This is a genomic window from Oscillochloris sp. ZM17-4 (genome assembly GCF_019599295.1).
Taxonomy (GTDB): Bacteria; Chloroflexota; Chloroflexia; order Chloroflexales; family Chloroflexaceae; genus Oscillochloris.
In genome coordinates this window covers 1-10,406 of record NZ_JAIEWN010000087.1, presented here as the reverse complement: position 1 = coordinate 10,406, position 10,406 = coordinate 1, and the positions used below count along the sequence as shown (strand labels likewise).

Annotated in this window: 13 protein-coding genes; 1 reads left to right on the top strand and 12 read right to left on the bottom strand. The window is 67.7% G+C overall.

Going from position 1 to position 10,406, the window contains the following annotated elements:
* From K2Z83_RS27060 to K2Z83_RS27005, 12 genes are all read right to left on the bottom strand, one after another.
* Positions 1–383 (bottom strand): phage tail protein (locus tag K2Z83_RS27060; protein WP_220598282.1); only part of this gene is annotated, 383 nt, incomplete at its 3' end.
* On the bottom strand, positions 380–568 hold the full coding sequence (locus K2Z83_RS27055; RefSeq protein WP_220598281.1) for a hypothetical protein: 189 nt from the start codon (positions 566–568) through the stop codon (positions 380–382). The genes K2Z83_RS27055 and K2Z83_RS27060, both read right to left, overlap by 4 nt.
* Complete coding sequence (locus K2Z83_RS27050) at positions 546–917, bottom strand: phage tail assembly protein (protein ID WP_255604549.1); 372 nt, start codon at positions 915–917, stop codon at positions 546–548. The genes K2Z83_RS27055 and K2Z83_RS27050 overlap by 23 nt, the downstream gene beginning before the upstream one ends.
* Before the next feature lie 57 nt (positions 918–974).
* Positions 975–1,439, bottom strand: a complete 465-nt coding sequence (locus tag K2Z83_RS27045; RefSeq protein ID WP_220598280.1) for a phage tail protein — start codon at positions 1,437–1,439, stop codon at positions 975–977.
* A 22-nt stretch (positions 1,440–1,461) separates the two neighbouring features.
* On the bottom strand, positions 1,462–1,911 hold the full coding sequence (locus tag K2Z83_RS27040) for a phage tail protein (RefSeq protein ID WP_220598279.1): 450 nt from the start codon (positions 1,909–1,911) through the stop codon (positions 1,462–1,464).
* Positions 1,912–2,012: 101 nt separating this feature from the next.
* Positions 2,013–3,569, bottom strand: coding sequence for a phage tail sheath subtilisin-like domain-containing protein (locus tag K2Z83_RS27035; protein WP_220598278.1), 1,557 nt, complete (start codon positions 3,567–3,569; stop codon positions 2,013–2,015).
* 22 nt (positions 3,570–3,591) lie between these two features.
* Entirely contained in the window at positions 3,592–4,446 is an 855-nt protein-coding gene (locus tag K2Z83_RS27030; protein WP_220598277.1) for a Pvc16 family protein, read from the bottom strand.
* A 16-nt stretch (positions 4,447–4,462) separates the two neighbouring features.
* On the bottom strand, positions 4,463–4,909 hold the full coding sequence (locus tag K2Z83_RS27025; protein ID WP_220598276.1) for a hypothetical protein: 447 nt from the start codon (positions 4,907–4,909) through the stop codon (positions 4,463–4,465).
* 31 nt (positions 4,910–4,940) lie between these two features.
* Positions 4,941–6,560, bottom strand: coding sequence for a DUF4157 domain-containing protein (locus K2Z83_RS27020; RefSeq protein WP_220598275.1), 1,620 nt, complete (start codon positions 6,558–6,560; stop codon positions 4,941–4,943).
* A gap of 56 nt (positions 6,561–6,616) precedes the next feature.
* On the bottom strand, positions 6,617–7,072 hold the full coding sequence (locus K2Z83_RS27015; protein ID WP_220598274.1) for a hypothetical protein: 456 nt from the start codon (positions 7,070–7,072) through the stop codon (positions 6,617–6,619).
* A 20-nt stretch (positions 7,073–7,092) separates the two neighbouring features.
* On the bottom strand, positions 7,093–9,093 hold the full coding sequence (locus K2Z83_RS27010) for an ATP-binding protein (protein ID WP_220598273.1): 2,001 nt from the start codon (positions 9,091–9,093) through the stop codon (positions 7,093–7,095).
* The gene (locus K2Z83_RS27005) at positions 9,090–9,698 is read right to left on the bottom strand and encodes a DUF4255 domain-containing protein (protein ID WP_220598272.1); all 609 of its coding nucleotides are present in this window, start codon (positions 9,696–9,698) and stop codon (positions 9,090–9,092) included. Before K2Z83_RS27005 ends, K2Z83_RS27010 begins: the two co-directional genes overlap by 4 nt.
* Positions 9,699–9,941: 243 nt before the next feature.
* Between K2Z83_RS27005 and K2Z83_RS27000 the strand changes: the two genes are divergently transcribed.
* The coding region (locus tag K2Z83_RS27000; protein ID WP_220598271.1) for a glycosyltransferase family 2 protein at positions 9,942–10,406 on the top strand (465 nt) is incomplete at its 3' end.

The window sequence follows — 10,406 nt, the reverse complement described above, 5'->3', positions numbered from 1 at the left end:
GGGCTCGTCGTATCCGTGTTGAGCGCGGGGCCGACCCAGCGCACCGGGTAGGCGTCGAAGAAGTTCCAGCGCCGCATCTCGGAGCCATCGTGCGTGTAGATGATCACCGAGAGGTTGCGCCGCTCGATCGTGCCCGAGGCAACCTTCATGTACCAGTTGAACAGCTCGTTGGTGGAGACCATGCCGCGCTTCAGCGTCAGGTTGCTCACCCGCGTCTGGCCGGGCAGCTTGTGCAGAAAGCCGTTGTTGCCGCCCTCCGAGTACTCGAAGATATCCGTCTCGACCTGGAGCCCGTCGATCTCCATAAAGACCGCCAGGTTCACCCCATCGATCTGGAGATAGAAGCGATGGATCGGCATCGCATCATTACTCGGCTGCGTCATGGTCGCCCCCTCCCGCGCGCCGGCCGCTCGCCGCGCGCCTGGGCCAGGCGCAGGTCGGCCAGGAGCAGGCGGTAGACCTTCTCGGCCAGCAGCTTGACGTCGATCTCCCCGGCGCGCTGATCCTGCGCCGGTAGGTCGGCCAGATCAGAGCCCATGCCGCTGTCACTGCGATCCGTGGTCATCATTCACATCCAGCATAAAGTGAGTGCCGCAGGACGGGCACTGCGTCTCGACAAGGCTCGGCTCGGCGCTGTTCACCCGCATATACATATCTTGAAGGTAGATAAAGTCGGTGGCGAAGAGCGCCCCGACCAGGGCCGGCGTCACCGGGGCGATCGTGCCAAGGCTGGTGATCACCCGCGAGAGCAGCAGGATGCTCAGGTAGGCCTCGTTCACCCGCACCCGCGGGTGGTCGAGCAACTCCACCTCATCCAGGGCCGTGGCCCGGCGCATCACGCCCTGGCGGTGCAGGTTGCCCTGGCCATCGATGTAGCCGCAGGGCAGGGTGAAGGCAAACTCAGTCTGGAGCATCATCGGTATCACTATGCTGGTGGGCGAGCGAGCGTTGCCCGCTCGCCCACCAGAATCTCACTACAGCTCGCGCGAGAAGCCCTCGTAGACCAGCGTCACCGTCAGCTTGAGGGCGTCGTTGGAGGAGGAGTCCAGGTCGGTGTAGGTCAGCTTGCTCGGCCAGGCCGACAGGATCGACCACTCGGCCACCGGCGCGTTCTCCGAGTCGTACATCTTGATCGCGCCGTCCTTCGTATTCGACGTGATCTTGCCATCCTGGATGCCCTTGAACCACTTCTCGAAGAAGTCGTCGCCCTTCAGGACGAAGAGCTGGATCTCCAGGGGGTCGATGCTCAGCTTGCCGGGGATGCGGCTGGCCGGGCGGTCCCTGCCGCCACTCCCCATGCTGCGCGACTCGACGATCTCGTTCTTGCTCTCCAGGCCGTCGCAGGAGATCAGCAGCCCCGCGATCTCCGTGCCAAACTCCACCGTGCAGCGGTGTGACTGTAGCGGGTCCTCGGATCGATTAGCCGGTAAGGTGGGCATAGGTGTGCTCCGTTAGATAATGCTAGCCCTCGACCTGCTTGAGCTCCTCGTAGCAGATCTCGATCTCCTCCTGGGCGGAGTCGGCCTCCACATTGAGGGTGGGGCCTTTAATGCGCGAGGGCCAGGCGTTCACGACATGCCACTGCATCGTCACGTTGCCGTTGGCGTAGTCGTAGGCGGTGATCGTGCCGTTGACCCGGATCTTCGAGATGTCGGTCATCTCCAGCACCTTCTTGCGCCACTCCCAGAAGCCCTTGTTGGAGGTGATCGCCTTGGTGATGGTGAGCGTGGCCGGCATATACTTGCCGGGCAGCTGGTTAATGATGATCCTGCCGCTGGAGGTGGCCTGCTCCACCGTCTTCACCTCGCGCTCGTAGGCCAGGCCCGACACCTTGAGCACCGCGCCCGTGAAGTGCGGGCTAAACTCGATATAGAACGTCTGTGAGCGAAATGGATCGGTAAACCCCGGCATTGGTGTCTCCTTCAGAGTAAAGTTGCGCAGGGGCGGGGCGGCCCTCACCCCCAGCCCCTCTCCCGCTGCGGCGGGAGAGGGGAGCGGTGCCTACGACACCGTTACGCGCCGCCGCCGCTGAACTGGCTGAAGCGGAAGACCACGAACTCGGCGGGCTTGACCGGCGACATGCCGACCTCGATGATCAGCTTGCCCTGGTCGCGGGTCTCGGGCGGGTTGATCTCGGCGTCGCACTTGACGAAGAAGGCCTCGCCGGGGGTGGCCCCGAAGAGCGCGCCGTCGCGCCAGACCGTGCTCAGGTAGGCGCCGACGTCGCGGCGGACGCGCGACCAGAGGCCGGGGTCGTTCGGCTCGAAGACGATCCACTGGGTGCCGCGCTCGATCGACTTCTCGACCATGTTGAAGAGGCGGCGCACGTTGATATAGCGCCAGGCCGGGTCGCTGCTCAGGGTGCGGGCGCCCCAGACGCGGATGCCGCGGCCGGTGAAGGTGCGGATGCAGTTGACGCCGACCGGGTTGAGGGTGTCCTGCTCGCCCTTGGTGATCTCGGAGACCGGGCCGAGGGCGCCGCGGACGACCTCGTTGGCCGGGGCCTTGTGGACGCCGCGCTCGGTGTCGTTGCGCGCCCAGACGCCGGCCATGTGGCCGGAGGGCGGCACGGCGATCGGCTTGCCCTCAGGCCCCAGGACCGTGAGCCAGGGGTAGTAGAGCGTGGCGAACATCGAGTCGTAGTTCGTCTCCGACTCGCGCCACTTCTTCACCTCCTGGGGGGTGAGGTCGGGCAGGGGGTCGATGATCGCCATGCGGTCGGACATGCGCTCGCAGTGGTTGATCATGGCCGTCTGCACGGCCTTGACGCCCACGCGGTCGATCATGCCGGACTCGTAGGCGCTCATCAGGTCGGGGCAGCAGACCATGGTCACGTCCTCGGCGATCTCCAGGCCCTCGATGCCCGAGCGCTCGACGACGCTGCCGACCAGGTCGTTGGCCTTGAGCTTGGGGGTGCTGGCCGGGGCGGGCGCCTTGACGATGTAGTTGCCCAGCTCGGGGGCGCGGTCCACCAGCGAGCCGGTGCCGCCGGCCTCGGCCACGGAGACCAGCTTGCTGGCCTGGTTGACCGTCTCGACGACCGACTTGCCCTTCTTGCCCAGGTTGACGTTCTCGTAGCTCTCCTTGACATCGCCCATGCTGACGTTGAGGGTGAAGGAGCCCTCGGGGGGCGCGTCGCCGGTGGGCGGCAGCACATCGATGACGATATCGGCGGCGGGTGCGCCCTTCGGCGTGAAGGTGAGCGAGGGCACGGCCTTCGAGGAGCGGCTGGGCAGCTGGAGCGTGGCGGCCTTCTCAGCGGCCGCGCCATTGGTGCTGACCGGGGCGACGCGGGTGACGTAGCAGCGCCCGCCGCCGTTGAGGAAGTAGCCGTACACGGCGTGGGAGAGGTAGGCCCCGCTCATGTGCGGGCTCTTGCGCCCGCTCTCATCGAGGCTGCCGAAGGCGTCCACGTACTGTGTCCAGTTGGTGACAAGCAGAGGCTTGTTGGCGGGGCCGGCCGGGGCGAAGCCGATGAATGCGGCGCAGGCCGTCCCGACGGACTCGATCGGGCGTGGCCCGGAGTTGACCTCCTCGATGTACACACCTGGCGACAGATACTCTGGCATTGTGATCCCCTTTCAGCACAGCTTAATCGACTACGACGTCGTACGTTTCCGAAGGAATAACCAGCGACACCAGCGTTGACTCGGCCCCGGGGCGAACGACCCGCAGCACCAGCTGCCCGGGCTGCTGTGATCCCAGTATGAACCTCCCCTCCTGGCTTGTGATCACCGGATCCATCGCCCGGCCCTCGATTGAGACCGCCACCCCGGTGAGGGGGGCGCCCTGGCGGTCGCGGACAACCCCACCAACGTGGACGCTCGACGCGACCACGATGGCCCGGTCGCGCATGATGCCGATCCCGGCGGCCTCGTCCTCGGGCGACGAGCGGACGAAGCGGGTGGTGCCGGTGAGCACCAGGGGCGCATCGATCACAAGCTCCGGGTCGAGCGGCGCGGTGACGGTGTAGAGCACGGCAGGGCGCGGGGGCACCTCGAACGCCTGCCATGTGTCGAGCGAGGGCGGCCCCTCGCCCAGACGGGTAATTTTTGTGAGCAGCGAGATATCGAGGGCGCGCACCTCATCGGCGAGCAGCTCGGTGGGCAGCGCCGGGTGCTTGAGCAGCACGGCCAGGGTGCGCCAGATCAGCAGCTGCTCATCCTCGATGTTGCTGGAGAAGGCGGCGACGATGTAGCGCAGGTCGATGCGCGCCGGCGCCATGTGCGTGCTGGCCGTGGTGGACGTCTTCACCACCCTGGGGCGCACGTTGCGGAAGTCGGGGTTCTCCTCGATCTCGTAGAGGTACAGGTTGATCGTCGGCGCGGTCAGCGCGTCGGCCCACGCGCGGGTGGGCCGCGCGAACTGCACGTCCACCTGTCCGGGGTCGATCTTGCCGCGCTCGTAGAGCATGCGGCGTAAGGTTGTGTGGAGGGTGGCCAGCATGCCGATTCCCGCTTCTCTACGGCAGGCGCGTATCGCGCCGCACCGTGATCGTCTTCGCCGCACCGCGTGCGACGCCATCAGGGCCAGGGCTGACCTCGACAATGATCGTGCAGGTGTAGGGCTGCCCCGGCTGATCATCAGTGAAGATGATGGTCTGGGAGGAGCCGGGGCGCGCCTTCGGCGGCGTCTCATAGCTGCCGAACGCCTTCGCCAGATCGGCCGTAGAAAGAGTATCTGCCTGCGCCGGGCGCAGGCGCACATGGGCCGGGGCGCCGCCATCATAGGTGCGCACAATCAGGGCCTCCGCGAACTGCGGATCGGCGGGGCGCACCGTCACGCCGAGCGCCCCGCCCTGATCTTCAATAATCTCGCCCAGGCGTGCGGCCACGCTCGCCACCGACGCGTCGGCGGTGGCAAGCGCGCCACAGAGCGCCCGGATTGTCGCGATCGCCTCGTCACTCATCGCTTGTCCCTTCTCCCTACCTGCGGTAGCGCTACGGCGTCTTCTTCTTCTTCAGCTCCTCAAGCTCCCGCTGGGCCTCTTCCTCGGCCTTCTTATCCTTGTAGGCGTCCCCGGCCCGGTCGCCGGCCCCCCAGGCATCGGCCTCCTCGGACAGCCCGCGGTACTCATCGTAGCGGTTGTCGATATCGCCCAGCACCGCATTTCGGTTGGCGCTGCCGGCGCCATAGACGCTCTGGTACCAGTCGTTGCCCTCCTTGAGGCGCTGGTCGTGCATGGCGGCATCGTCCTCCGACATGCCCGCGCGCTCATCGTCAGTCAGCGCCTTCAGCGAGGATTTCGTCGCCGCCTCGGCCACATCGGGCGGGATGAACATCTCCTTGGCGATCTGCTTCGCCGTCCTGCCGTCGCCGGCGCGCTTCTGGGCCATGCGGAACCACTGCTCGGAGTGGCGCGACTCGTGGTACACGGTGTTGACCACGTCGGCCATCTCCGCATCCGTGATCGTATCCTTCTCGAAGCGCACCTTGTTCAGGCTGAGCGTCCAGGTCTGGAAGTCAAACTCGCCCTCCGTCCCCGGGTCGAGGCTATCTGAGAGGACCGCATTCACCGGGTAGGAGCCCGCGCTCTTCAGCTCCTTATTGACCTCGGCGACCATATCGTCGGCCCGCTTCTGGGGCGTCGCCTTGCCCCAGTTCTCCTGGATAGCGCTGGCAGACGAGGCGAAGTTCGTGACCGATTCCTCGCGGGCGAGGCCGGTGTCGGGGACGGAGGTGGGGGGGGCCGTATCGAGCGCGCCCCAGGTCTTCGGCCCGATGATCCCATCCTCGGCGAGGCCGTGCGCCCCCTGGAAGGCCTTCGTCGCCGTCAGTGTCTTCGGCCCGAAGATCCCATCGGCCACAAGCTGCGGCGAGGCACCGTGCGCATTCAGCTTCTCCTGCGCCGTCTTCACGCTATCGCCATTGCTGCCGATGGCAACCTGCTGCCGCGCGACGGGGGCCGGCTCAGTCGCCGTATCGGTGTCGTCGCGCCGGATGACCGCCTGGCCCTGCTGGGCCACGTGGGTCAGCTCGTGGGCGAGCAGGCGCTGGCCCTCGGGGCTCGCGGGGCGGTACTGGCCGGGGGCGAAGGCCACGTCGCTGCCGACGGCGAAGGCGCGGGCGTGGATCTGGCGGGCCAGGTCGCCGGCCCGCGCGTCGGTGTGGACACGCACCTGGCTGAAGTCGTGGCCCATGCGCTGCTCCATCACGCCGCGCGTCTCGGGCGCGAGGGGCCGGCCGCCGCCGCGCAGCTGGGCCACGCCCGACTCGACCGCAGGGGTGACATCGACCCCGGCCGATGAGCTGGCCTCGCGCTGGATCTGGGTCGCGGCCCGCCCGGTCGCCACCTGGTCGGCCACCGCGTCGGCCTCCCGCTCGTAGGGATCACCGGCCGCGCCGACGGTGAGCTTGGCCTGGAGCGGGCGGCCCTTGCCCCGCGTGACACGGGCCGGCGCGGCGGCGATGCTGTGGCCGGCCGCCGGGGCGGCCTGCTCGGGCTGGGCCTGAGACTCGGAGGCCTGCTGCGGCTCAACTGCGAAGGCGCGATCCGCCAGGGCCTCGCGGGCGGCGGGCGTCGGGTCTGCGGAGGGCTTCTGCTGCTGTCGTCGGGTCATCGCGTACCCCGCTCAAAGATTAAGGTGTGTGCCGGGTTACAAGCACTGTGAAGCGCCTAACGAATGAACTTGCCTGGGTTGAGGTAGAACTGTGACTGGTATTGCTCCAACGAGGAGGGATGAAAGATCTCCACAAAGCCCACCTCTCTCACGCCCGCCGAGAAGGCCACACCCTTATCAGGGTAGAGATACAAGCGGTGCTGCTTACCCGCTCGCGAGCGCAGAAACGTCACAGGCTCGCCAAAGTGTTCCGCCAGCGTATCCCGAGTGAGCTGAGGGTATGCCTTATCAGGATGTCCGATATAGATCAGGACAAAGTGCCCGTCGCGAAAGTAAAACTCACCGCGGAACTGCTGCTGGCCCGATGTGAAGTCTGCCGGGGTTTTCGCCTGGTCATACATGGTGACATTGCTGCCGGAGGTCTCGCCTGCCGTCTGAGGGTCAACCACCGCATCGCCAGCATCATCAAAATCAATGCCCGCCTGCGCCCGGCTCAGGTTGTCGGTTGCCAATGACGCAGCCCGTCTCAGCCTCACACCCAGCCGGCCACCTCAGCGTCGGTCAGAGTCTTCTCCTGCTTGGCGTACTCCACGCGGGCGGCGTGGAGCAGGTGGGCCATACGCACGGGCGAGCCCTCGTCGGCGGCCAGGAAAGCCGCGTTCAAGGCGATGTTGCGGATATTGCCGCCGGGCGCGTTCAGGCGGGCCAGACGTCCGACATCCAGGCCCTCGGTGGGCGTCGCGGCGGGGAAGATCCGCCGCCAGATCTCGGCCCGCTGCGTGGCGTCGGGGAAGGGGAACTGCACCACGAAGCGGATGCGCCGCAGGAAGGCCTGGTCGAGCGCGCTCTTCATGTTCGTGGTCAGGATGGCCAGGCCGCGGTAGCTCTCCATGCGCTGGAGCAGGTAGCTCACCTCGATGTTCGCGTAGCGGTCGTGGCTATCCTTCACCTCGGAGCGCTTGCCGAAGAGCGCGTCGGCCTCATCGAAGAGCAGGATGGCCCCGCCGGCCTCGGCGGCGTCGAAGATCCGCCTGAGGTTCTTCTCCGTCTCGCCGATATACTTGCTGACCACGGCGCTCAGGTCGATCTTGTAGAGGTCGAGCCGCAGCTCGCCGGCCAGCACCTCGGCGGCGGTCGTCTTGCCAGTGCCGCTGGCCCCGGCGAAGAGGGCGCTGATGCCAAGGCCGCGCGCGCCCTTGCCGGCGAAGCCCCACTGCTCATAGACCCGCGAGCGCTGGCGGACGTGGGCGGCGATATCGCGCAGCACCTGGCGCTGGCCATCGGGCAGCACCAGATCGTCCCAGACCGCCGTCGACTCAATGCGCTGGGCGAGGTCGTCGAGGCGAGCGCGGGCGTGGAGGCGGCAGACATCCCAGAGGGTGGCGGGGAGGGCTGAGGGCTGAGGGCTGAGGGCTGAGGCAAGAGCCAAGTCCGAGGCCTGATTATCTAGCTCGATGCGCCGGAGCACCTCATCGCCAGCCGCCTGGATGGCGCCCATGCCCATGTTGAACTGGCCGACGAGGACCTCGATCTGACCATTGAGCCGCTCGGCGTGGGGGCCGAGCGTATCGCGCCAGAGCACGCGCTGCTCATCGGGGCGGGGCTTCTGCACATCGAGGGCGAGGGTGGTCTGGCGCATGGGCCGGCGCTCGCGGACGCTGATCAGGAGGGGGCCGCCGAGCAGATCGATCAGCCGCGTGGCGGCGCGCGCGCGCTCGGAGTCAGAGCCGTCGAGGTCGTCGAGCTCCAGGAGCAGCGCGCTGCCAAGCAGGGCCGCGTCGCGGTCCCAGATAGCGATCAGGGAGTCGAGGTCGGCCGGGGCGACCGGCAGGCGCTCGGCGCCCAGGGCGTGCAGGCGCAGGCCAGACTGCCGGCATGCGCTGGCGGCGATGGCGCGCTTATCCTCGGCGCTCTCGCCGCAGAGCTGTATGCGGGGCAGCGGCCCGCCCACAGCGCGCGACCACGCTGTGGCGAGGCGGTCGGCGAGGGCGTCGTGCGAGGGGGCCAGGGATGCGGGGGGCGCGACGAGATCGACCATCCGCAGCAGGCGCTCGTCCAGCTCGCGCATACCGGTGAGGTAGTGGACAACCTGCTCGCTGGCGCGCAGCGGGCTGACGATCAGCGCGCTCCCGGCGCCCAGCTCAATCAGCCGCCAGCGGCGCAGGGTGCCCGTGGGCGCGACCGCGTCCCAGTGGGCGCCGGGCAGGGCGGCCAGGGCCAGGCTAAAGGTCGGGTAGGTGCAGGCCGGGTTGCCCTGGGCCTCGGCGCAGAGGTGGGCGAAGCGGCCATCGAGCTCAACGCCGGCGCAGAGCAGCAGCGTGTCGCGCTCGAAGGGCGAGAGGCCAAAGGTGTGGCAGAGCATATCGAGCGCGCTCGGCGGGTCACTCTCGGGCCGGGGCGCGGGGATGGGCGGCGGCGCCTCGCCGCGCAGCTGGGCGACGCGCGCCTCGAGCAGGGCGCACACGCGGGCGAGGTCAGCGACCAGCGTCTGCTGGTTGATCTCGGCCCAGGTTAGCGTCGCCGGAGCGCTCATCCCGCCCTCCCGGAGGTTTCGATAATGACAGCCGAGACACGATAGGACATCGACGGCCGGTAGCGGGCCTGGAGCGCCGACCAGATCCGCGAGAGCTCCTCGATGCCGGGGAACTGCGGGCTGATCGTCACCTCGACGATGCTCTCGGCCAGGGTCTCCGCGCCGATCTCGGCGATCAGCGGGGTAGACATGCCGCCAGAGGTGGAGGCCAGGGTCGTCAGCATCGCCCGGAGCGTCTCGCGATCCAGGGACGACACCTGCTGCAGGGCGTGGATCGCATAGCCGAGGAGCGTCTCGATCTGAAGATCGGCGACGCCGTAGGCGCTCACAAGGTAGTGAAGGTCAAGGGCGAGATAGCCGCCGGCGGGGGGCCGCGACAAGCTGCCTGGCTCGCTGCGACGCATGGCGGTATTAGGAGTCACCGCATACAGAAACAGATTGATCTGCGGGCGCTCATCAGCGCCGGTGGTGATGCGGTCAGGGGGGAGGGCTGACACAGTAATATCAGCGCCGAGATGGGCGACCAGATGGTGCTCGGCGATCCAGTTGGCGACTTGGCCTCGTAGGACTGCGGTGATTGCGGCGAGGGCAAGCGGTGTGCTCACGCATATCCTTAGTGCGGCGCGTCACTGCACCTATTCATCGTCTAGCATCTGCCTGAAGGAGTCAGCCGTTCGAACGTACCCATCCTGCTAAGTTATTCGTGATTACTAGAACATATTACGGCCATTATAGCACTCGGCGGGGGCGGGTCAAGAGTATTCTTGGGCATTTTCGTCCAGCGCCGCCGCCGTGGGATGGACGTAGCCCAAACCCCCAACCCCCAATATGCTACAATAGCGCCCGCCATGCAGCTCTCCGCCGCCATCATCGCCCGCGACGAGGCCCGCCACATCGGCGGCTGCCTCGACAGCCTCGCCGGCCTCGCCGACGAGGTGGTGGTGCTGCTCGACAACCGCACCCGCGACGCGACGGCGGCCATCTGCGCGGCGCGGGGCGCCCGCGTGATCCGCGCGCCCTGGCGCGGGTTCCCGGCCCAGCGCAACCTCGCCCTGAGCATCTGCCGCGCGCCCTGGGTGCTCTTCATCGACGCCGACGAGCGGGTGGAGCCAGACCTGGCCGACGAGATCCGGGCCACCCTGGCCAGCGGCGATGCCTGCGACGGCTACTGGATCCCGCGCCACAATATGTTCTTCGGCCAGACGCTGCGCGGCGGCGGGTGGTACCCCGACCCCCAGCTGCGCCTGCTGCGCCGCGCGGCCGCCCGCTACGACGAGGGCCGCCTCGTCCACGAGTTCGCCCAGCTGCGGGGC

Coding starts and splice junctions, on each gene's coding strand:
- K2Z83_RS27020 (WP_220598275.1), bottom strand. CDS start 6,560: ATGACCCGACGACAGCAGCAGAAGCCCTCCGCAGACCCGACGCCCGCC.
- K2Z83_RS27010 (WP_220598273.1), bottom strand. CDS start 9,093: ATGAGCGCTCCGGCGACGCTAACCTGGGCCGAGATCAACCAGCAGACG.
- K2Z83_RS27050 (WP_255604549.1), bottom strand. CDS start 917: ATGATGCTCCAGACTGAGTTTGCCTTCACCCTGCCCTGCGGCTACATC.
- K2Z83_RS27035 (WP_220598278.1), bottom strand. CDS start 3,569: ATGCCAGAGTATCTGTCGCCAGGTGTGTACATCGAGGAGGTCAACTCC.
- K2Z83_RS27030 (WP_220598277.1), bottom strand. CDS start 4,446: ATGCTGGCCACCCTCCACACAACCTTACGCCGCATGCTCTACGAGCGC.
- K2Z83_RS27045 (WP_220598280.1), bottom strand. CDS start 1,439: ATGCCCACCTTACCGGCTAATCGATCCGAGGACCCGCTACAGTCACAC.
- K2Z83_RS27025 (WP_220598276.1), bottom strand. CDS start 4,909: ATGAGTGACGAGGCGATCGCGACAATCCGGGCGCTCTGTGGCGCGCTT.
- K2Z83_RS27055 (WP_220598281.1), bottom strand. CDS start 568: ATGATGACCACGGATCGCAGTGACAGCGGCATGGGCTCTGATCTGGCC.
- K2Z83_RS27040 (WP_220598279.1), bottom strand. CDS start 1,911: ATGCCGGGGTTTACCGATCCATTTCGCTCACAGACGTTCTATATCGAG.